General features: G+C 67.6%; 16 protein-coding genes. 12 read left to right on the forward strand and 4 right to left on the reverse strand.

Going from position 1 to position 21,132, the window contains the following annotated elements; translation table 11 throughout:
• Positions 1-81: 81 nt before the first annotated feature.
• From EZ304_RS11740 to EZ304_RS11770, 7 genes are all read left to right on the forward strand, one after another.
• Positions 82-1,278: a hypothetical protein gene (locus tag EZ304_RS11740; RefSeq protein WP_142807153.1), complete on the forward strand. Its 1,197-nt coding sequence runs from the start codon at positions 82-84 to the stop codon at positions 1,276-1,278.
• On the forward strand, positions 1,269-2,369 hold the full coding sequence (locus EZ304_RS11745) for a hypothetical protein (RefSeq protein ID WP_142807154.1): 1,101 nt from the start codon (positions 1,269-1,271) through the stop codon (positions 2,367-2,369). The genes EZ304_RS11740 and EZ304_RS11745 overlap by 10 nt, the downstream gene beginning before the upstream one ends.
• Positions 2,370-2,458: 89 nt before the next feature.
• A complete protein-coding gene (locus EZ304_RS11750) occupies positions 2,459-3,136 on the forward strand; it encodes a hypothetical protein (protein WP_099552550.1) in 678 nt (225 codons plus the stop codon).
• Between the two features lie 16 nt (positions 3,137-3,152).
• Positions 3,153-4,802: a CsgG/HfaB family protein gene (locus EZ304_RS11755; protein WP_142807155.1), complete on the forward strand. Its 1,650-nt coding sequence runs from the start codon at positions 3,153-3,155 to the stop codon at positions 4,800-4,802.
• Positions 4,803-5,178: 376 nt separating this feature from the next.
• On the forward strand, positions 5,179-6,828 hold the full coding sequence (locus EZ304_RS11760; RefSeq protein ID WP_142807156.1) for a M28 family metallopeptidase: 1,650 nt from the start codon (positions 5,179-5,181) through the stop codon (positions 6,826-6,828).
• Positions 6,829-7,003: 175 nt separating this feature from the next.
• Complete coding sequence (locus EZ304_RS11765) at positions 7,004-8,263, forward strand: sensor histidine kinase (RefSeq protein WP_005407896.1); 1,260 nt, start codon at positions 7,004-7,006, stop codon at positions 8,261-8,263.
• Entirely contained in the window at positions 8,253-9,023 is a 771-nt protein-coding gene (locus EZ304_RS11770; RefSeq protein WP_099552553.1) for a LytR/AlgR family response regulator transcription factor, read from the forward strand. The genes EZ304_RS11765 and EZ304_RS11770 overlap by 11 nt, the downstream gene beginning before the upstream one ends.
• A 79-nt stretch (positions 9,024-9,102) precedes the next feature.
• Here EZ304_RS11770 and EZ304_RS11775 read toward each other — a convergent pair whose 3' ends face one another.
• Positions 9,103-9,717 (reverse strand): hypothetical protein, encoded by a 615-nt coding sequence (locus tag EZ304_RS11775; RefSeq protein WP_049432369.1) that lies wholly within the window; start codon positions 9,715-9,717, stop codon positions 9,103-9,105.
• A 309-nt stretch (positions 9,718-10,026) separates the two neighbouring features.
• Here EZ304_RS11775 and EZ304_RS11780 point away from each other — a divergent pair, with 309 nt between their 5' ends.
• Positions 10,027-10,956, forward strand: coding sequence for an oxygenase MpaB family protein (locus EZ304_RS11780; RefSeq protein WP_142807157.1), 930 nt, complete (start codon positions 10,027-10,029; stop codon positions 10,954-10,956).
• Between the two features lie 111 nt (positions 10,957-11,067).
• Here the strand turns inward: EZ304_RS11780 and EZ304_RS11785 are convergent, their stop codons facing one another.
• Positions 11,068-11,655, reverse strand: coding sequence for a TetR/AcrR family transcriptional regulator (locus EZ304_RS11785; RefSeq protein ID WP_142807158.1), 588 nt, complete (start codon positions 11,653-11,655; stop codon positions 11,068-11,070).
• A gap of 133 nt (positions 11,656-11,788) precedes the next feature.
• On the opposite strand from EZ304_RS11785, the gene EZ304_RS11790 reads away from it, so the two are divergent.
• Complete coding sequence (locus EZ304_RS11790) at positions 11,789-13,003, forward strand: MFS transporter (protein WP_142807159.1); 1,215 nt, start codon at positions 11,789-11,791, stop codon at positions 13,001-13,003.
• Positions 13,000-14,172 carry an MFS transporter gene (locus EZ304_RS11795; protein WP_142807160.1) on the forward strand — a complete coding sequence of 391 codons (1,173 nt, stop codon included), beginning with the start codon at positions 13,000-13,002 and terminating at the stop codon, positions 14,170-14,172. Before EZ304_RS11790 ends, EZ304_RS11795 begins: the two co-directional genes overlap by 4 nt.
• Before the next feature lie 97 nt (positions 14,173-14,269).
• On the opposite strand, the gene EZ304_RS11800 is transcribed toward EZ304_RS11795, so the two are convergent.
• Positions 14,270-16,381 carry a M13 family metallopeptidase gene (locus EZ304_RS11800; protein WP_142807161.1) on the reverse strand — a complete coding sequence of 704 codons (2,112 nt, stop codon included), beginning with the start codon at positions 16,379-16,381 and terminating at the stop codon, positions 14,270-14,272.
• A 176-nt stretch (positions 16,382-16,557) separates the two neighbouring features.
• On the opposite strand from EZ304_RS11800, the gene EZ304_RS11805 reads away from it, so the two are divergent.
• Positions 16,558-19,620 (forward strand): bifunctional diguanylate cyclase/phosphodiesterase, encoded by a 3,063-nt coding sequence (locus EZ304_RS11805; protein ID WP_142807162.1) that lies wholly within the window; start codon positions 16,558-16,560, stop codon positions 19,618-19,620.
• 95 nt (positions 19,621-19,715) lie between these two features.
• On the opposite strand, the gene EZ304_RS11810 is transcribed toward EZ304_RS11805, so the two are convergent.
• Positions 19,716-20,597, reverse strand: coding sequence for a LysR family transcriptional regulator (locus EZ304_RS11810; protein WP_142807163.1), 882 nt, complete (start codon positions 20,595-20,597; stop codon positions 19,716-19,718).
• Between the two features lie 96 nt (positions 20,598-20,693).
• Between EZ304_RS11810 and EZ304_RS11815 the strand changes: the two genes are divergently transcribed.
• Entirely contained in the window at positions 20,694-21,104 is a 411-nt protein-coding gene (locus tag EZ304_RS11815) for a DoxX family protein (protein WP_142807164.1), read from the forward strand.
• Positions 21,105-21,132: the final 28 nt, after the last annotated feature.

The following is a 21,132-nucleotide window of genomic DNA, read 5'->3' on the forward strand; positions in this document are numbered from 1 at the left end:
AGGCGCGTGAGCGGCTATGTTTCGCGCCCAGTGGGCGCATGAGCGTCCACGTTCCGTGCGTATTGACCGAGGAGCGGTTGGATGTATTCAAGGACGAAGAGCGCATCGCGCGCTTTTGCGCGCCTGCTTGCCTGTGCCCTGTGCCTGGCCGTATGGCCGATGGCTGCGCAGGCTGCAGACAGATCGCAGCAGGCCTACTGGGCCGGTTTTGCCTATACCGCTGATGCCGCTGCCGTGCAGGCGACCACGCCGCATGCGCATGCCGTGCTGGAAAAGCGCGGCCTGATCCCGCTGAACCAGACCCTGGCGCAGGCGCTCAAGCGCCGGCCGCCGGCGAACCTGGAACTGATCGACCAGCCGGTGGCGATGCTCGACGGTACCACCAGCGCGACTGTGCTGGCAGCAGCGCTGGACCGCGAACTGGTCTCGGTCGAGCCGATCGGCAACCAGTACAAGGTACTGGTGGAAGTGGCCCTGCAGGCGCTGTTCTTCGATTTCCGCGAGCGCCAGGTGATCGCGTCCTATCCGCTGACCCTGCAGCGCATCGATGTGCAGGATTACCGTCCGGACAACGACGATATCGACGCGATCGTCGCCGATCTGCTGTACGGCAACGCTGCCACCAGCCTGTCCCAGGTCCTTGCCACCAGCCTCACCCAGGCCCGCCTGCCCGACGCGGCGGTGCGCCGCCTGCAGGTGGGTGGCGTGACGCTGTCCGATGCGGCACGCGGCAAGCTGCCGGACCCGAAGTGGGAAAGCCCGCTGCGTGCAACGCTGGCCCATGAGCTGTCCAAGACGCTGTCGTCCAACACCGGCGTCGGCCTGCTGCCGCCGGCCTCGGGCCAGGCGATCGGCGGTGCGATGGCCGCGCGCTTTGCCGACGGCAAGGTCTACCAGCTGAAGATTCCCGAGCCGGACTACGTCATCAGCGTGCAGGTCGATGCGCTGAAGAACGGCGTGATTGAAGAAACCCCGGCGATGAAGACGATGCTGTTCGGCGCCTTCTTCACCGCGAAGGTGATCGAACCGTTCTCGGGCAAGGTCTATTTCGAACAGCCGCTGCGCAAGGGGGCCACCAAGGTGGTTCCGGTCACGCAGTGGCAGGTCGACCAGTGGTCGGCCAGCTACGAAACCCTGCTGGCCGGCTTCGATGCCTTCGCCGGCGCCGCCGCCAAGCGTGCCGATTCGCGCGCATGGCTGGACGAACAGAAGCCGGGCGGCCGCCCGTTGCAGCAGCAGACCCAAGCCCTCCAGGAGTTGATCAAGTCATGTCGTTGATGCGTACCATCCTGCTCATCCTCATCGCCCTGGTGGTGGCCTCGCCGGTCGCCGCGCAGACCGCGAGTTCGCGTGGTACCGGTTCGGCCAGCTACGGCCTGCGCCTGAGTGCCGACACCCGCGCCCAGGCCTTGAACAAGGCCAAGGTCAATGCGCTGGAGACGTACATCGCTGAAACCGGTGCGGCCAAGCTGCGCCTGTTCGAGGCCCGCCGCGCCGAGTTCATCGGCGAGATCGACCGCTATGTGCTCAGCGCCGTGCCACTGTCGGACACCGAAGACAAGAAGGCCAAGACCTACACCGTCACTGTCCGCGCCGAGATCAACACCACGCTGCTGCAGACCAAGCTGGATGCGGGTTCGGCCGTGGCCGGTGCCACCGCCGCGCAGCGCTCGCTGCTGACCTTCCTGTTCATGGCACGCTCGCAGGACACCGTGCAGTCGTTCCAGGACAAGGAATACCGCCGCGTCGACGCCAGCAGCAGCTACAGCGAGAACACCCGTGAAGGCGACAGCTTCCGCGGCAACTCGGTCAGCACCAACGGCAGCATCAACCAGAACGGTTCGGTGTCGGTCACCAGCGGCGGCAGCACCACCCAGCGCAGCGACAACATCAGCTGGAAGGTGGCCAACGCGGCCGAGGTCAACACTGCGATGACCGGTGCCTTCAGCGCCGCCGGCTACGAAGTGGTTGAGGCCGAGTACGTGGAAGGCGAATCGCGCGGCCTGCTGAGCATCGAGCGCATCCGCAAGGATTTCAGCACCGGCAACGACCTGTCTGCCGCCACCCTGCGTGACACCGCCAATGGCATCCGTGCGGCCAACATCCCGTACATCGCCGTCGGTACCCTCGACGTCGGCATGCGCGACCGCGACCCGGCCAGCGGCAACACCCGCGTGTTCGTCACCGTTACCGGCAAGGTGCTGGACGTGACCGGTCGCTTCCCGCGCACCGTGTCGTCGGTGGGCCCGGTGCAGTTCTCCGGCACCGGCCCGAATGAAACCGTCGCCCGCACCAACGCCCTGCAGCTGGCCGCCGAGAAGGCCGCCCAGCAGATGATCAACGAACTGAACGTCAAGGCAGTCCGCTGACCCCTGGCATACCGCGCCGGGCATGGCCCGGCGCTACCCGCGTGTTTCCACGTGCCGCATCGCGGCCGTCTCTCCCAAAGGAATCTTCCATGATCCGCAATACCGCTCTTGTCGTGGCCATCGCTGCCGCCACCCTGTCGATGCCGGCCCACGCTGGGCTGGGCAAGCTGAAGGACCTGGCCGGTGCCGCCACCGGTACCTCCAGCAGCAGCGCCTCCAGCGCCGCCGCTCCGGATGAAGCCGCGCAGGAAGCGCTGGTGCGCCGTTTCGTCAGCTCGCAGTCGCACTCGCTGCAGGCCCAGACCTCGTTCGCCCGCGCCTTCGGCCTGGCCGAGCAGGTGCAGCTGCTGGAAGCCGAGCGTCAGGCGCTGTCGTCGGGTTCGGTCAGCGTCGATGCAATGAAGAAGTCGGTGTCGGTCAGCGAAGCTGCGCAGGCCGCGATCAACGAGCGCCAGGCCGCACAGCCGGAACTGAACGCTGAATCCAAGCAGCACTACGCCGAAGGCCTGGTCTCGCTGCTGTCTTCGGCTGCCGAAGCACAGAAGCTGGGCGGCGAAGCCAGCAACTTCACCGCCGGCATGAAGAACCTGGGTGCGACCCAGCTGGCCACCGTCGGCCGCAAGCTGGCAGCGGGCGCATGGGTGGCCAAGGAATCGCCGGGCTTCATCCAGGGCCTGTACGGTTCGACCAAGTCGGCCGTGACCTTCGCCAGGAAGAGCAAGGTGAAGGTGCCGTCCAACGCCGACTCGATGCTCGACTCGATCTGATCCGAGGCGAATCTCCATGCGTACGACAACCCGTTTGATCGGCCTGGGCCTGGCCGCCGCGCTGCTTGCAGCCTGTGGCAAGCAGGACACCCCGGCCGCCGCGCCCGCACCCGCCAAGGACAAGGCAACCAGTGCGCTGGCCAGCAATGCGCCAGTGGAAGCAGCGCCCCTGCGTGGCACGCCGGATTTCGGCGGCACCACCCAGGTTGCGCGTGAAGCCGATGGCATCGGCAGCACCCCGGAACTGGCGGTGCTGGCAGCGCTGCAGTCGGCCGTGGCGCAGGTCAACGGCGTACGCGTGGCCAGCCAGATGCAGAGCCTGCGTGCGGGCCTGCATGTGGATGTGGATGGCGAACACGTCGGCGATATCCGCGCCGACGCGTTCACCCAGCAGATGATCGCCGGCTCGCAGGGCGCGGTGCTGGGCTATGAAATCCTGTCGCAGGATGAAGTGCGGCAGCTGGACGAGGAAACCATCGCCCGCGTGCGCGCCAGCGACGAAGGCTGGAGCTTCAAGGGCTCGGCGTCGGCCAATGCATCCGGCGAAGCCTCGGCCAAGAGCGGTTCGGCCTCGGCCAGCGTCAGGGAAAGCTACGACGAGAAGGTCAACGTCGATGCCAAGCGTGGCGCCAGTTCGTTCGATTCCGACGTGACCCATCGCAGCATGCGCAGCTACTGGAAGGTGCGCGTGCGCGCGCAGATCGCCCAGTACCGTGCGCCGGACGAGCAGGGCAAGCCGAAGATCGTGGTCGCCCTGCCGCGCACCAAGGCCGGCAGCTACGCCGTGGGCGATGGCCGCGTGGATGCCGATGAAGTGGCCGACGCGATCCGTGCGCGCCTGTCAGACACGCTGACCCAGACCCAGCGCTTCATCGTGCTGGACCGCGAGTTCGGTGACGAGCTGCAGGCCGAGATCGACCACATCAACAGCGGCAACGTGCGGCTGCAGGACACCGCACGCGTAGGCCAGCAGCTGGCGACCGACCTGATCCTGATCCCGACCATCGAACGCTTCGAGTACCCGCGCAGCGTGCGCAACCTGCGCATGTCCGACCGCCAGGTGACCTCGTACTCCGGTGGCGGCCGCATCACCCTGCGCCTGATCAACGCCACCACCGGCCAGGTGGTGATGTCCGACAGCTTCGACCACCAGTTGGCTTCGACCGGCCCCAGCACCCTGCCGCGCGTGGTCAACGGCCGCAACATGGCCGCAGCGATGATGGAATCGCTGTCCGGCCAGATCGGTACCACCATCGTCACCACCCTGTTCCCGGTGTCGGTGGTCTCGGTGGACGGCGACCAGGTGGTACTGAGCCAGGGCGGCGAAACGCTGCAGGCTGGCCAGCGCTGGCAGGCCGTACGCTTGGGCGAAGAACTGAAGGACCCGCAGACCGGCCGCTCGCTGGGCCGCAGCGAACACCCGTGCTGCACCATCCGCATCGACCGCGTGGCCGCACAGACCTCGTACGGCACCATCGAAGACGGCGTCGACGCGATGCGCGGCGGTTTCCGTCCGGGGCAGATCGAACTGCGCCAGAAGCTGGGCAGCAAGCCGGCTGCTGCTGCCGCAGGCGCGACTGCCTCGGCCGCTCCCGCAGCCGCACGCCCGGCGGCCAAGCCGAAGCCCAAGGCCGCTGCAGCCCCGGCAGAAGACCCGAACTGGTAACAGACTCAAGCAACACACAGATGGGGTCAGAGCCCTTTCCTGCCGGGAAAGGGATCTGACCCCTTCGTGTTTCCGTCCGTGTCGACCAAGGTCGACACCTACCAACAGCGGCGTGTCGACCAAGGTCGACATCCACCAACAGCAGCGGGGACCTGTCGAAGGCAGGGTGGGTCCGGTTGCGGGGGTGTCCGCGGCATGGATGCCGCGGCCAAGCCCCCAAGGACGGGTTTACGGCGTCCCCCGCAACCGGACCCACCCCGCCATCCCACGGATAGCCCGCTGTTGCTGTTGCTTCGGCCCTGGCCTCTGCAGGTGCAGGGCGCAGCCCTGCCGAATCCCATTACACTCCAGAGAGATTTCCCTGCTGGAGAGAGCAATGAAACGAGTAGCACTGGGCCTGCTGGCCCTGTCAGTGTCGAGCGCACTGATGGCGGCCACCCCGAAATTCGACGGTGCGCGGATCTCCGCCGACGTCAAGGGACTGGCCTCCGACGCCTACGAAGGCCGCTCCCCGGCCACCGCCGGCGAAGAGAAGACCATCGCCTTCCTCAGCAAGCAGTTCGCCGACGCCGGCCTGCAGCCGGGTGGTGACCTCAAGGACGGCAAGCGCCTGTGGACCCAGGCCGTGCCGCTGCGCAAGGGCGACATCGTCGGCGCACCGCAGCTGGCGCTGCACCAGGGCGGCAAGACCCTGCCGCTGGAGCAGGGCAAGCAGATCGCCGTGCGTGCCGCCATGAACGGTGCCAGCAACGTCGATATCAGCAAGGCGCCACTGGTGTTCCTCGGCTACGGCGTGAAGGCGCCGGAGCGCAACTGGGACGACTTCAAGGGCGTGGACCTGAAGGGCAAGATCGCCGTGGTGCTGATCAACGACCCGGACTTCGAAACCGGCCAGGGCGATTTCGACGGCAAGGGCATGACCTACTACGGCCGTTGGACCTACAAGTACGAGGAAGGCGCACGCCAGGGCGCGCTGGGCGTGCTGATCGTGCACGAGACCGCACCGGCGTCGTACGGCTGGGCCACCGTGGCCGGCTCCAACACCAACACCATGTTCGATGTGGTGCGCGACAACCCGTCCGAGAGCCATCCGCTGCTGGAAGGCTGGATCCAGCGCGACCTGGCGGTGGAGCTGTTCCGCTCGGCCGGGCAGGACTTCGAGGCGCTGAAGAAGAAGGCGCAGCAGCGCGATTTCACCCCGGTGGTGCTGAGCGGCGCCAGCCTGGACGCCAAGTACGCGGTGAAGACCGAAGTGATCACCTCGCACAACGTGGCCGCACGCCTGGAAGGCAGCAGCCACCCGGACGAGACCATCGTCTACAGCGCGCACTGGGACCACATCGGCGTGGGCGAGCCGGACGCACGCGGTGACCGCATCTTCAACGGTGCGCTGGACAACGCCAGCGGCACCGCTTCGCTGATCGAGCTTGCCCGTGGCTTCGCCAAGGCCAAGCGACCGGAGCGTTCGCTGCTGTTCCTGGCGGTCACCGCCGAGGAGAAGGGCCTGCTGGGCTCGGAGTATTACGCCACGCACCCGCTGTATCCGCTGGAAAAGACCGTGGCGGTGATCAACATGGATGGCATGGCGCCGTTCGGTCCGTCGCGCGATTTCGGCATTTACGGTGCCGCACGTTTCGAGCTGCTGGACCAGCTGAAGGACGTGGCCAAGGGCTGGGACATCCGCTACACCCCGGACCCGAAGCCGGAAGCGGGCCTGTTCTTCCGCTCCGATCACTTCCCATTCGCCAAGCGTGGCGTACCGGCGCTGTCGTGGTCGGCCGGCCAGGACTGGGTGGACGGCGGCGTGGCCGCAGGCAAGAAGGCCTCCGAGGACTACACCGCCAAGCGTTACCACCAGCAGGGCGACGAATGGCAGCCGGACTGGGTGTTCGCCGGTGCCGCCCGCGACCTGGAAGTGCTGTACACGCTGGGCAACCAGCTGGCCAACTCGCGCAGCTGGCCGAACTGGAGCAAGGACGAATCGTTCCGCGCCGTGCGTGACGCCAGCGCCGACCAGCGCAAGTAACGGCGTTGGGTAGTGCCGGCCGCTGGCCGGCATTGCCGCCCCCAGAAACGCCGGGCCATGCCCGGCGTTCCGGTAACGGCTTCCATCCCCGCTTTCCGGCCCTTCGTCGCAGTCCGCTTGTTTGCCCGGCGGGCCGCCCTATGCTCGGCTCACCCCCTTCCTCCAAGGCGCCGCCGTGTTCGCCAGCCTCTCTCTCCTGATCCGCCACCTGCTGGCCTGGGCCGCCGCGCTGGTTGTCGCCGGCATGGTCTGGAGCGGCATCTTCAGCGGCATGAACGATGGCCCGGGCTGGGTGTTCGGCCTGCTGGCGATGTTCCTGATGATCTCTGCGCTGGGCAGCGCGATCACCCATGTACGCCGGGTCTGGCTGGTGGCCGGCCGGCTGGATTCGACCACGCTCTCGGGCCGCCAGCGCCGCCAGGTGGAACTGCCGATGGACGCCGGCCAGGCCTACGCCGTGGTGGAAGCGGCGATTGCCGAACTTCCGCGCGTGGAGGATGTGGAAAGCTCGGCCGGCAGCCTGCAGGTGCGCGCCTACGTGCGCCGGGTCGACCTCTGGAATGGCCGACAGCCCTCGCGCTGGAACCTGCCGGCGCGGCTGGCGATCAAGCGCAACAGCGTGCTGGCCACGGTCACGCCGGGGCAGGGCACCAGCACTGTCACCCTGTTGTTCGAACCGGATGCTGGCTGGTGGGCCGACCTGCTGGCGCTGGATGAGGGCAGCAACTTCGAGAACGCCGAAGCGGTCACCCGCGCGATCAGCCGCCGCGTGGCCGACCAGCGCCGCGATGAGCAGGCGGCGGCCGAGCAGACCCAGGTGGAGAAGGAACTGTCGGTCGCGCGCTTGAACCTGCTGCACGCGCAGGTGGAACCGCACTTCCTCTACAACACGCTGGCCAACGCGCAGGTGCTGACCCGCACCGATCCGGCGCGCGCCGAACAGATGCTCGGCCACCTGATCCAGTACCTGCGCAGCTCGTTGCCACAGGTGGATGAATCGGTGTCGACGCTGGGCGTGGAGCTGGAGCGCACGCGCGCCTACCTGGAGATCCTGCGCATCCGCATGGGCGCGCGGCTGGCGGTGGAAGTGCAGGTGCCGAATGAACTGCATGGCGTGCACCTGCCGGCGATGGCGCTGCAGACGCTGGTGGAGAACGCGATCAAGCATGGCCTGGAACCCAAGCCAGGCGGCGGCACGATCTGGATCCTGGCGCGCGGTTTCGATGACCACGTGACGGTAACCGTGGCCGACGATGGCCTCGGCTTCGGACAGGGCACCAGCGGCACCGGCATCGGCCTGAAGAACCTGCGCGAGCGCCTGCGACTGACCTGTGGCGAGCAGGCTGGCGTGGCGATCGTCGCCAACTTCCCCAGCGGTGTGGCCGCGACCATGACCTTGCCGCAGACACACAAGGAGCGCAGCCATGCCGCTTGAAGCCCTGATCGCCGAAGACGAGGAACTGCTGCGGCAGTCACTGGTGGAACAGCTGCACCGGTTGTGGCCGGAACTGAAGCTGGTGGCCGAGTGCGAGGACGGCGCCAGTGCGCTGGAGCAGCTGGCCGAGACGCAGCCGGACATTGCCTTCCTCGACATCCGCATGCCCGGCATCAGTGGTATCGAGGTGGCGCGCTCGCTGTCCGAGCTGAGTCCGCGCACCCAAGTGGTGTTCGTCACCGCCTACGACCAGTACGCCATCGACGCGTTCGAGCAGGGCGCGATGGATTACCTGCTGAAGCCGGTCAGTGACGAACGCCTGCTGGCCACGCGTGAGCGCATCCTTTCGCGGTTGCCATCGACGCGTCAGGATGACGCCGTGCTGGAACGCCTGCTGCAGCGGCTGGGCCCAGCGCAGGGCGCTGCCGAACGCCCGCCGCTGGCCTGGATCACCGCCAGCAACGGCCGGGAGACGCAGTTGATCATGCTGGAGGACGTCGCTTACTTTCGTGCCGACAACAAGTACACCACCGTGGTGACTGCCGCAGGTGAGAGTCTGTTGCGCACGCCGTTGCGCGAACTGCTGGAAGTACTCGACCCGCAGCACTTCCGCCAGATCCACCGCTCGACCATCGTCAACATGAAGGCGGTGGCGGCGGTCAGCCGCGACGATACCGGGCGCGGTGTGCTGCGGCTGCGGGGTCGCACGGAAACACTGGTGGTCAGCCAACCGTTCATGAGCCTGTTCCGCGGCATGTGATCCACGCAGGCTGCTGAAAGAACAATGCCACCGTGATCGCGCACGGTGGCATTGTGGGTCCCCCCGCTTCCCTCAAGGCTCAGTAGGCAGGTTGCAGTGTCAGGTCGTGGTGGTGCTCGTTCTCGCCCACGTGGTTGAGGCGGCCGACCAGTTCGGAGTGCTGCTTCATGCGCCCGATCTCGGTCATGATGCGGATGTCCTCATGGCGCAGTTCGCGCTTGGCGGTGACCGCCTGCTTGTAATCGAGTACTTCCGGGTAATGCTCGGCCAGGTCCAGTGCCTCGGCCACGTGCTCGACACTGTCGGCCTTGGAGCTGATGCGGGCGCGGCTGTTGAAGGCCTTCATCCAGCGCTCGAAACCGGCAGTGCGGTCGAACATGTTGGCCATGAACCAGATCACGAACAGGATCGAGATCCATGAGCCGAACACCACGACCACGCGCGTGAAGGTGATGTGGTAATCGTCGCGCCACAGGTAGTTGGTGATCAGGCCGAGGATCAGCAGCGAGGCCGCCTGCCAGCCGACGATCGAGGCGATCAACCACTGGCACTTGGCCTGGGCCAGCACAGCCACTTCATCGCGGATCTGCTGCTCGCTGAGGCTGCGCCAGTGCGCGACCTGTTTTTCGAACGGGCTGCTGTAGAGCTCGTTGTCGCGAAGCAGTAGTCCCAAACCCTTGAACAAAGCAATCATGGCTGGCTCCTTGTGGAACGTGCGTCGATCAGCGTTGGACGGTGTGGCGGGTTCAGTTCTAGCACTTCCAGCGAGCCGTGCAATGGGCGCAATGCCTAGCGGCATAAGGGTTTTGTATGAATGGGTGAATGTTGGTGCATTGCAGCATCGCGGTCGCAGCCTGCGACAGGATGTCGCAGGGTGAAATGTGCTGCGGCCGCACATGAAACCGTGGCTGAGCGCGGAGACTCGCCGCCAGCGTCGTGATCGCCCAGAATCGGGGCCGACCGCGCAACGCGTGGCCGTACTTCCGCCTTTCCTGGACCTGTGATGCCTGCTCTGCTGCAGCGACTCTCCCGCCCCGTCACCGCGCCGATCCGGCGCTGGGTGCTGGAGGCCTTCCCGCGTGGCCAGAGCGGCATCGATTACGACCACCCCCTGGGTGACCCGGGCTGGTTCGGCCCGGACAGCGTCACCTGGCGGCTGCATGCTGAATTCCCTTCGATGCTGGCCGGTGGCCTGTGTGCGCTGATGCTGCAGACCCTGCATCCGCGGGCACTGGCCGGGGTCTACGACCACTCCAATTTCCGCCAGGACCTGGTGGGGCGCCTGCGTCGCACCACCGCCTTCGTTGCCGGTACCAGCTATGCGCCCAGCGGCGAGGTGGAAGCGCTGGTGGCCAAGGTGCGTCGCATTCACGCGCAGATCCGTGGCCAGACCGCGCAGGGCGAGCCGTATGCTGCTGATGATCCGCAACTGCTGACCTGGGTGCACGTAACCGAGGCCTTCGGTTTCCTGCAGGGCTTCCGCCGCTACGGGCGCGAGGTTCCGGAGCACATCGCCGATCGCTACTACGACGAGTACCGCTGCGTGGCCGAGGCACTGGGCGCGGTGGATGTGCCACGCAGCGAAGCCGAAGTGGCGGCGTACTTCTGTGCACGGCAGCCGGAGCTGCGTGTGGACGAGCGCTCGCGGGAAGTGCTGGAGGTGTTGTCCGGGGTGCGCCTGCCGGTTCCGGTGCCAGGGCTGTCGCGCGAGGTGTTCCTTGGCGCGGGTGCGGCACTGCTGCCGGACTGGGCCGAGGGCATGCTGGAACGCAATGGCCGCCAGCGTGCGCAGGCCGCAGCCTCTGCGAAGCTGATGCAGGGCATGGCGCCGCTGTTCCGCCGCGCGCTGCCCGATGGCCTGGCCAGCCGCGCCTGCGCACGCATGAGCGTGCCGGTGGAAGTCCTGCGGGAGTGGCCCGAAGTGCTCCGGTAGGTACCAACCTTGGTTGGCACGCGTTTCGCGCGATGCTTCAGAAGCGCCAACCGAGGTTGGCCTCTACCAGAGCGGATTCCGCCGTAGATCCACGCCATGCGTGGATGGGCCTTACCCGCCTACCTTCAACCCGCGCAACAGCATCTGCAGCGCGGCCGTCGCCTGCCGCAGGCGCGCATCACCTTCCTCCCCTTCGGCGATCCAGAACGCGGCCTCGGCCAGGCTGCCGTAGATCAATGACGCCAGCGCCTGCGCATCCACCGGCGCCACCACGCCCTGCGCGATCATCTGTTCGATCAGGCGCTGCATCGAATGCACGCAGTGGCGCTGCGATTCCGGTGAGGCGCCACCCAGCACCGCGCGCGCGTCGCGCAGCACGATGCGCTGGATTTCCGGTTCCAGCGCCATCTCCAGGTACGCGCGACAGCGCTGCACGAAACCCTCCCAGGCATCATCGGCGCCGTCGCTGATCGCCTGCAGGCGCAGGTCGGTCTCCGCGTCCAGCTGGGCGACCACCGCTGCCAGCAGGCCCTTCTTGTCGCCGAAGTGGTGATAGAGCGCACCGCGGGTCAGTCCGGCCTGGGCGGTCAGGTCGTCCATCGAGGTGGCGGCATAGCCATGTTCACTGAACACCCGGCGGGCGGTGGCCAGCAGGCTGGCGCGGGTTTCTTCCATCTCGGCGCGGGTGCGGCGGACCATCCTGAGCTCCTTACATACGCAGTGCATGATTATTTACATACGACACGTATGAATGTAGCCTCTTATTCATACGCTCTGTATGTATTGTCGTGGCGCCGGGTGCGCCAGGCAAGCCGCTGCCCTGGAGATCCTGATGGCCACCCCCTACCGCGACCTGTTCGCCGCCCCCGGCACCACCGGCCTTGCCCTGGCCGGGTTACTGGCCCGCCTGCCGCTACCGATGACCGGCATCGGCATCATCACCCTGCTGTCGCAGCTGCGCGGCAGCTATGCCCTGGCCGGTGCGGTGTCGGCCACCTTCGTGCTGACCTACGCGCTGCTGTCACCGCAGGTGTCGCGTTGGGTCGACCGCCACGGCCAGGGCAGGGTGTTGCCGTGGGCTACCGCGGCCAGTGCGGCCGGGCTGCTGGTGTTGCTGGTCTGCACTGTACTGCGGGCGCCGGACTGGGCGCTTTTCGTCGCTGCCATGCTGGCTGGGTGCATGCCGAGCGTGTCGGCGATGGTGCGCGCACGCTGGACCTCGATCCATCGCGGTCGCCCGCAATTGCAGACCGCGTATTCGCTGGAAACCGTATTCGACGAAGTCACCTTCATCGCCGGGCCGCCGCTGTCGGTCGGGCTGTCGGTGGCGGTGTGGCCGCAGGCTGGCGTGCTGGCGGCGGCCCTGTTGCTGGTGGTCGGCGTCGTCGCGCTGGTGCTGCAGCGGGGCACCGAACCACCGCTGCAGGCTCTCGATGCCGCAACACCGCGACGTTCCCTGCTGCGGCAACCGGAGATCCGCCTGCTGGCGTTGCTGATGCTGGCGATGGGCGTGATCGTCGGCACCGTCGACATCACCAGCGTGGCGTTCGCCGAGCAGCGTGGGCAGCCGCTGGCCGCCAGCGCGGTGCTGTCGGCCTATGCGCTGGGCAGCTGCGCAGCGGGCCTGCTGTTTGGTGCATTGAAACTGCAGGTGCGGTTGCGGCGCTTGCTGCTGCTCGGTGCAGCAGCCACTTCGATGACCACGTTGCCGCTGCTGTGGGTCGGCAGCCTGCCTGGACTGGCCGTGGCGGTGCTGCTGGCCGGGGTGTTCTTCGCGCCGACGATGATCGTGGCGATGTCGCTGGTCGAACAATGCGTGCCGGCAGCACGGCTCACCGAAGGCATGACCTGGCTGCTGGCGGGTCTGAACATCGGTGTCGCGCTGGGTGCGGCGGTGTCGGGCCAGGTGGTCGATGCCGCTGGCGTGCGCCCGGGCTTTCTGGTCGCGCTGCTCGCGGGCGCCTGCGTGCTGCTGATCGCCGTGCTCGCGCAGCACGCACTGCCTCGAACGCGTGTACCGGCCTGTGTTGCGGAGGCCACGCGATGAGCGCTGCTTCGTCTGCACAGCCCGCGACTGTGCTCCGTCGCCCATGGATGGCGGTGTCGGCGGTCGGCCTTGCGATCTTCGCAGTCGTCACTACCGAAATGCTGCCGGTCGGCCTGCTGACCCCGATCGCTGATGACCTTGGTGCGTCCATCGGCACCGCCGGGCTGATGATCTCGCTACCGGCCCTGCTGGCGGCGCTGTTTGCGCCGCTGGTGGTGATCGTTGCCGGTGGCATCGATCGTCGCCGCATCCTGTGCGTACTGCTCGGCCTGCTGATGGTGGCCAACATCGCCTCCGCGCTGGCGCCGGGCATCGCCTGGCTGCTGGCCGCGCGGGTGCTGGTAGGGTTCTGCATGGGAGGTATCTGGGCAATTGCTGGTGGATTGGCCGCGCGCCTGGTGCCGGCGCCTCGCATCGGCCTGGCCACCTCGATCATCTTCGGCGGCGTGGCCGCAGCGTCGGTGCTGGGGGTGCCGCTGGGTGCACTGATTGGCGACGCGCTGGGCTGGCGATTCGCGTTCGCGGCGATGGCGCTGTTCAGCGCGGCGGTCCTGCTGCTGCATCTTGCAGTGCTTCCCGCGTTGCCGGTGGCGGCGTCGGTACGGCTGGCGCAGTTCGTGCAGCTGCTTGGCCACCATGGCCTGCAGCGCGGCCTGTGCCTGACCCTGTTGCTGGTAGCGGGTCACTTCACTGCGTTCACCTATGTACGCCCGTTGCTGGCCCTGCAATCGGGCGTGGATGCTGCCTGGATCGGCGCGCTGCTGTTCGCCTATGGCATGGCGGGCATCGCGGGCAACTTCATCGCCGGGCCGCTGGCCGCACGCCATCCACGCGGGGTGCTGCTGGCGATCGCGTGCGGGTTGCTGCTGACGCCGTTGTTGTTCCTTTGGCTGGGCAGCACGCCAACCGGCGGCATTGCGGTGCTGCTGCTGTGGGGCCTGGCCTATGGCGGTGTATCGGTGGGCCTGATGAGCTGGATGATGAAAGCGGTGCCGCAGGCCGTGGAGATCGCCACCGCCTTGTATGTGGGGGTGTTCAACATCGGCATCGCGCTGGGGGCGTGGGCCGGTGGCCGGCTGCTGGATGGCTTCGGGCTGCACGCCAACCTGTGGGGGGCAGCTGCGCTCGCCACGAGCGCAGTGATGCTGGTTGCCAGCACCCGCAGGTAGATCCAGCCCATGGGTGGATGGCGTGGGTAGAGGCCAACCAAGGTCGGCCGCTACCCGGAAATGAAACGGGCGCCTTGCAGCGCCCGTTCCGGTTACATCACCACACCTTGACCCGCTTGTCCGGGGCCAGGTACAGCTTCTGGCCTTCCTTCACTTCGAACGCCGGGTACCAGGCGTCGATGTTGCGCACGGTCAGTGCGCGGAACTGGCCCGGTGCATGCACATCGGTCAGCAGCGAGTTGCGCAGCGCCTGCTCGCGGCTCTTGCTGCGCCACGCCTGGGCGAAGCCGAGGAAGAAGCGCTGGTCCGGGGTGAAGCCTTCCAGGGTCTGGCCCGGCTTGCCCTGCAGCGACAGCTGGTAGGCATCGTAGGCAGTGCCCAGGCCGGCCACGTCGGCGATGTTCTCGCCCAGGGTCAGCTTGCCGTTCACATGCACGCCCGGGAACGGCTCGTAGCTGCTGAACTGCGCGGCCAGCGCATCACCGGCGGCGTTGAACTGCTTCAGGTCCTCGGCGGTCCACCAGTTGTGCAGCTTGCCGGTTTCATCGAACAGCGCGCCGGCGTTGTCGAAGCCGTGGCTGATCTCATGGCCGATCACCGCGCCGATCGCACCGTAGTTCACCGCGTCGTCGGCGGCGCCGTCGAAGAACGGCGGCTGCAGGATCGCGGCCGGGAACACCAGGCGGTTCTCCAGCGGCACGTTCATCGCATTGATGGTCTGCGGCAGCATCGCCCATTCGCCGTGGTCGACCGGCTTGCCCAGCTTGGCGATGTTGCGCTGGTACTCGAACAGCTCGGCGCGCTGTGCGTTGCCCAGCGCGTCATCGCGACGGATCTCCAGGCCGGTGTAGTCGCGCCACTTCTCCGGGTAGCCCATGCCCACGGTCAGGCCGGCGACCTTGGCCTTGGCATGTGCCTTGGTCTGCGGCGACATCCACGACAGTGCGTCGATGCGCTTGGCGAAGGCGGCGATGATGTTCTTCGCCATCTCGTCCGCGCGCTCCTTGGTCTTCGCGTCGAAGTGCTTCTCGACGTAGCGCTTGCCGATGGCCTCGCCGACTGCATGGTTGGCATCATCCACGGCGCGCTTCCAGCGGTCGCTCTGCTGCGGCGTGCCGCTCAGCGCGGTGCCATGGAAGGCGAAGCGGGCATCGGCGAACTTCTTCGGCAGGTAGGCGGCGGCACGGTCCAGTGCGTGGAAGGCCAGGTAGTCCTTCCAGACGTCCAGCGGCTCGGTGGCGACCAGCTTGGACAGGCCGGCCACGGCCTTGGGCTGCCACACGATGAAGTCCTGCTGCTTGCCCAGCGCGGCTGCATCGAGGAAGGCGTTCCAGTCCATGCCCGGCGCCTTGGCATTGAAGTCGGCCTGGGTCCACGGATTGGCACCCTTGGTCACGTCGTTGGTTTCTTCCTGGGTGGCATGCGTCTGCGCGATCCTGGTCTCCAGAGCGAGGATGCGCTGTGCCTTGCCGGCCGGGTCGGCAACGCCAGCCAGCTGCAGCATCTGCGCGATGTAGGCCTGGTATTGCTTGCGCAGCTCGGCCATGCGGCCGCCGCCCAGGTAGAAATCGCGGTCAGGCATGCCCAGGCCACCCTGCACCAGGTAGGGCGCGGTACGGTCCGGCTGCAGCATGTCCACCGACACCCACAGGCCGAACAGGCGGTCGGTGTAGAAGTTGGTGGCGTTGAGCAGGTCGACGTCGGCGCGCATGTCGCCGCCGAGGGTGCGGGCCAGGCCGGCCTTGTCGGCGATCGCATCGATCGCCTTCAGCTGCGGCTGCAGCGGGGCGATGCCGTGCTGCTCGATGCCGGCTTCGTCCATGTAGGCGGCGTAGTAGTCGCCGATCAGCTTGTCGTCACCGCTGGCCTGCGCGTTGCCGGCCGCGCCTTCGAGGATGGCGCGGGTGTCGGCCAGGGTCTTCTCGGCAATGACGTTGAAGCTGCCGAAGCGCGAACGGTCGGCCGGAATCTCGGTGTTCTTGACCCAGGTGCCGTTGGCGAAGCCGAAGAAGTCATCGCCGGCCGCGATGCTGCGGTCCATGCCGCTGGCATCGAAGCCGAAGCTGCCCAGCATCGGCTTGGCCGCAGCGGGTGCAGCTTCGGCGGGCTTGGCGGTGCCAGCGGCCGGATCGGCCGGACGGTCGCAGGCAGCCAGGGACAGGCTGGCAACGATGGCCAGTGCCAGGGTGGGACGGCGCAGCTTGGACATGGACTTCTCTTGCAGCGGAAAACCCCAAGTCTAATCCGCCACGGTCCGGCTGGCCGTCCCTGTGGCCGGCCGGTCCTGTGCAGGATCTGGCTGAACGCGCCGAAGCGATCTTCACGCCGTCATCGGGGTGGTGCATGCTGGGCCCTCGAGCCCTGCGCGGACACGGGGAGGTGGCCATGCAGGACGGGGTCAGGCGTCAAGAATGGCGTTCGCCGGCCGTTGAGGTCGGGGATGTGGAGGATTCGTTCGCGCATGAAGCCAGCCGACTGCACAAGGAAGATCGACCGATGCCCGCGTTGAAGCGGGCGTTGGCCCGTCCGTTGCGCGCCATCACCTGGGGTGGCGTGCTGCTGGGCCTGTTGCTGGTGGCCGGATTGGCCACCATGCTGGCCAACGATCATCACCGCCGCCTGGAGGCCGCGCAGCGGCAGAGCCGCGCGCTGGCGGTGGGCAGCGAGCGCCTGCTGGCGCTGGAGCTGCGCAACCTGGAGCGGGCGATGTCCGGCATCGCTGCCGATGCCGCTGAACTGTTCCGCAGCGTGCCGGCGCAGGCGCCGGCACTGCTGGATGCCGCTGTCGGTGGTGTGCTGCGCCGCCACGCTGAACTGCACAGCATCGTGGTGCTGGACAGCCATGGCCGCGCCCTGACGGCCGGCAAAGGTGACCTGAACCTGCCGCTGTGGACCGACCCGCAGCGCCGCGGCCTGGGCAGTTCGCTGTATATCGGCCCGCCGCTGCGCGCCAGCGATGGTGGCTGGGTGGTGCCGCTGGCGTTGCCGATGGCCGGTGACCGCTGGTTGCTGGCGCGGCTGCGCTGCGGCGAACTGCAGCGCATCGTCGGCGGGCTCGATGTTGGCCCGAACGGGCTGGTTTCGATCAGCGATGCGGAAGGCTACATGCTGGCCCGCGTGCCAGACCCGCACGGCACGGTCGGTCGCCGCTACGATCTTCCGCACCGCGACCTGCTCGGCAAGCAGGCCGTGGTCGAGCTCGGCAGCCTGCCCGGCGTGGTCGATGGTGTGCCGCGCATCACCACCATCAGCACGCTGGAACGCAGCCCGCTGGCGGTGCAGGTCGGCCTGGCCGACGAAGACGTGCTCGCGCCCTGGTGGCCGTACCTGCAGGCGTCGGTGGCGATCGTACTGGCCTATATCGCGGTGTTGCTGGTACTGCTGTACGCCGTGCGGCGCAGCACCCGCAGCCAGCAGGCGATGGCCGAGGAACTGAAGACGGGCCACGCCGAGCTGCGTCTTGCGCACCAGGTCGGTCGTGTCTGCACCTGGTACGTGGACGAGGACGCCGCACTGCTGCGCTGGTCGCCGCTGGCGCGCGAGATCTTTGGAGTGCAGACCGATGCCCTGCCGGTCGCCGATTTCTTTGCACGGGTGCATCGCGATGATGCCGCGCGCCTGCAGCAGGCCTTTGACCAGGCCTTCGCCGGCGGTGCGGTGCTCGACCAGGTGTTCCGCCTGGTGCTGCCCGGGGGTGAAGTGCGCTGGGTGGGGGCGCGCGGACAGCGGGTGGAAGTGGCCGACAGCGAACGGCGCATGATCGGCGCGCTGACCGACCTGAGCGAACGCTACCAGGCGCGCGAGCAGATGAGCGAAGTGGAGCGCCGCTTCCGCCTGTTGTTCGACCGCAACCCGGCGCCCTTCTGGGTGTTCGATCCGGACACGCTGCGCTTCATCGAGGTCAACGACGCTGCGGTGCGCCAGTACGGTTACAGCCGCGAGGAATTCCTGGCGATGAGCATCCTCGACATCCGTCCGCGCGAAGGCTGGGACGAAGTGAAGGGGGCGATCGCCAAGGCCCGTGTCGGCGAACTGCAGGACGCCACCGTGCGCCTGCACCGGCGCAAGGACGGCAGTGTGTTCGAAGTGCGCGCGCACCTGTCCAAGCTCGATTTCGATGGTCAGCCCGCCTGCCTGGTGCTGGCCGAGGATGTGAGTGAACGGCTGGCCTACGAACGCGACCTGGCCTACCAGGCGCGGCACAACCCGGCCACCGGCCTGCTCAACGTGCGTGCGCTGACCGACCAGCTGGATGAGCAGGACGAGGGCTATACCATCGCCTTCGTGCAGTTGCGCGGCCTGCAGCTGGTGGCCGATACGCTGGGACGCGAGATCGGTGATGCGGTGCTGCAGTCGATGGCGACCCGCCTGGGCGGGTTGGGCGCGCGTTGCGGCACGCTGGCCTTCCAGCCGGCGGAGGACTTCGTGTTCGCCATCGGTGCCGGGCACGATACCCAGCGCGTGCTGGACGACCTGCTGCAGATCGTGTCGGCGCCGATGCGCGGCAAGGATTCACTGCACCAGTTCGAGCCGCGCATTGGCGTGGCGGTGCACGTGGCCGGGGATGGCCATAGCGCCGAGCAGGTGATCGGCATGGCTGCACAGGCCGCGCATGCCGCGCGTGCCGAGGGCAACGTGGTGGTCTGGTTCGACGCGGCAGTGACCACGCGCCTGGCCGACCGCCTGCGCCTGGCAGGGCGCATCCATGCCGCCATCGACAACGAATTCCAGCTGTATTTCCAGCCGATCCGGCACGCCAGCGATGGCAGCCCGGCGGCACTGGAGGCGCTGCTGCGCTGGCCACAGGCCGATGGCAGCTTCATTCCGCCCAACGAGTTCATCCAGCTGTGCGAGGAGACCGGGCTGATCCTGGCGCTGGGCCGCTGGGTGATCCGTGCGGCGGCCAAGGCGCAGCGGCGGCTGGTCGAGGCCGGCTGGGGCGAGCTGCCGATCGCAGTCAATGTGTCCGCCGTGCAGTTCTTCAACAGCGACCTGGTGGCCGAGTTCACCCGCGCCCAGCAGGAGTTCGGCCTGGCCCGCGGCGCGCTGCACGTGGAGTTGACCGAGAGCAGCCTGATGCGCAAGCCGGCGCAGGCGATGCAGACCATGCAGCGCCTGCACGAGCAGGGCATCAGCGTGTCGCTGGATGATTTCGGCACCGGCTATTCCAGCATGTCCTACCTGCAGCACCTGCCGCTGGACATCCTGAAGATCGATCGCAGTTTCGTTGCCGATGTGGAAACCAATCCACGCAATGCCTCGATCTGCCGCGCGCTGCTGTCGCTGGGCCACAGCATGGGCCTGACGATCATCGCCGAGGGCGTGGAGACGCCGGGGCAGCTGGACTGGCTGGCCGCACACGGCTGCGACCAGGTGCAGGGCTACCTGCTGGGGCGGCCGGCGCCGCTGGAACGGATCATCGATGCGCTGGATGAGGTGGCCGCCTAAGTGGTAGTGCCGGCCGCTGGCCGGCATTCGCCCAGGACCGGGATGTGTCTGATTGCCGGCCAGCGGCCGGCACTACCGGCAAACGCCAGGCTCGGCTACACCCCGGCCTCCACCAGGTGGTCGATGAAACTGCGCACCTTCGGTGCCAGGTGGCTGCGGCTGGCATAGACCGCGAAGATGCCGATCGGCGCGGCCTCCCATTCGGGCAGGATGCGCACCAGGCGACCATCGGCCAACGCATCCTGCAACAGGAAGTCCGGCTGCAGGATCACCCCCATGCCTGCAATCGCCGCTTCGCGCAGCACGTCGCCGTTGTTGGCATGCAGCAGGCTGCTCACCGCCACCTTCACTTCTCCAGCGGGCCCCTGCAGCGGCCAGTGATCACCGGCGGCCCAGTAGCTGTAGCTCAGGCACGCGTGTGCCTGCAGCTCCTGCGGTGTCTGCGGCGTGCCACGCGCGGCCAGGTAGGACGGTGCGGCGCACAGGCTCACCCGCGATTCGCCCAGGCGGCGCGCGATCAGCGTGGGGCCGGGCTCGCGGGTGATGCGGATGGCCACGTCGTAGCCTTCCTCGACCATGTCCACCAGGCGGTCGGACAGCGCCAGGTCCAGTTCCACCTGCGGGAAGCGTTCGCGGTAGCTGGCCAGCAACGGGCCGAGGCGGGCAATGCCCCAGCTGACCGGCGCGTTGATGCGCAGCGTGCCCGAGGGCTCCAGCGCCTGCGCACCGATGCTGGCCTCCAGCGCGTCGAACTCGGCCAGCAGGCGCACGCACTGGGCGTAATAGGCGGCGCCGGCACTGGTCGGGCTGACCCGGCGCGTGGTGCGGTGGAGCAGGCGGGTGGACAGGCGCTTCTCCAGCGCCGCGACCTGGCGGGTGACGCCGGCGGTGGACATGTCCAGGGCCTGGGCGGCGGCACTGAAGCCGTTGCGCTCGACCACCGCCACGAAGACCCGCATCGCATCGAGGGTATCCATTGTTGCGTCTTTCGAAATAAATACGGTCAAACCATCGTATTTATCAGTCCGTGAAGGCGCAATAACCTGTGCCTACTCCCTTCAAGGTGCTTTCCGATGCACACCACGACCGCTCCTGTTTCGCCGCTGGCACCGTATGGCGCCACCCTGCTGCGCCTGGCCCTGGGCGTGCTGTTCCTGGTCCATGCGCTGACCAAGCTGCTGGTGTTCACCCCGGCCGGTACGGCGGCGTTCTTCGAATCTCTGGGGCTGCCCGGCGTGCTCGGCTACCTCACCATCGCCGTCGAGCTGACGATCACCGCCGCGCTGCTGCTGGGCATCTACGCGCGCTGGGTGGGCCTGGTTGGCGTGCCGCTGCTGCTGGGCACCATCGCCACCGTGCACGGCGCCAACGGCTTCGGCTTCGCCAACGCCGGCGGCGGCTGGGAATATCCGGCCTTCTGGGCGCTGGCGCTGGTGGTGCTGTTCCTGGTCGGCGACGGCAAGTGGACCCTGCGTTCGCGCTGATCGTCGCCTGATCCTGCAACTGGAGAAT

This window comes from Stenotrophomonas maltophilia (assembly GCF_006974125.1).
Lineage (GTDB): Bacteria > Pseudomonadota > Gammaproteobacteria > Xanthomonadales > Xanthomonadaceae > Stenotrophomonas > Stenotrophomonas maltophilia_O.

Bases quoted from the DNA above. Each gene is read 5' to 3' on its own strand.
- EZ304_RS11740 (WP_142807153.1), top strand. From the start codon at position 82: ATGTATTCAAGGACGAAGAGCGCATCGCGCGCTTTTGCGCGCCTGCTT.
- EZ304_RS11745 (WP_142807154.1), top strand. From the start codon at position 1,269: ATGTCGTTGATGCGTACCATCCTGCTCATCCTCATCGCCCTGGTGGTG.
- EZ304_RS11750 (WP_099552550.1), top strand. From the start codon at position 2,459: ATGATCCGCAATACCGCTCTTGTCGTGGCCATCGCTGCCGCCACCCTG.
- EZ304_RS11755 (WP_142807155.1), top strand. From the start codon at position 3,153: ATGCGTACGACAACCCGTTTGATCGGCCTGGGCCTGGCCGCCGCGCTG.
- EZ304_RS11760 (WP_142807156.1), top strand. From the start codon at position 5,179: ATGAAACGAGTAGCACTGGGCCTGCTGGCCCTGTCAGTGTCGAGCGCA.
- EZ304_RS11770 (WP_099552553.1), top strand. From the start codon at position 8,253: ATGCCGCTTGAAGCCCTGATCGCCGAAGACGAGGAACTGCTGCGGCAG.
- EZ304_RS11775 (WP_049432369.1), bottom strand. From the start codon at position 9,717: ATGATTGCTTTGTTCAAGGGTTTGGGACTACTGCTTCGCGACAACGAG.
- EZ304_RS11780 (WP_142807157.1), top strand. From the start codon at position 10,027: ATGCCTGCTCTGCTGCAGCGACTCTCCCGCCCCGTCACCGCGCCGATC.
- EZ304_RS11785 (WP_142807158.1), bottom strand. From the start codon at position 11,655: ATGGTCCGCCGCACCCGCGCCGAGATGGAAGAAACCCGCGCCAGCCTG.
- EZ304_RS11790 (WP_142807159.1), top strand. From the start codon at position 11,789: ATGGCCACCCCCTACCGCGACCTGTTCGCCGCCCCCGGCACCACCGGC.
- EZ304_RS11795 (WP_142807160.1), top strand. From the start codon at position 13,000: ATGAGCGCTGCTTCGTCTGCACAGCCCGCGACTGTGCTCCGTCGCCCA.
- EZ304_RS11800 (WP_142807161.1), bottom strand. From the start codon at position 16,381: ATGTCCAAGCTGCGCCGTCCCACCCTGGCACTGGCCATCGTTGCCAGC.
- EZ304_RS11805 (WP_142807162.1), top strand. From the start codon at position 16,558: ATGCAGGACGGGGTCAGGCGTCAAGAATGGCGTTCGCCGGCCGTTGAG.
- EZ304_RS11810 (WP_142807163.1), bottom strand. From the start codon at position 20,597: ATGGATACCCTCGATGCGATGCGGGTCTTCGTGGCGGTGGTCGAGCGC.
- EZ304_RS11815 (WP_142807164.1), top strand. From the start codon at position 20,694: ATGCACACCACGACCGCTCCTGTTTCGCCGCTGGCACCGTATGGCGCC.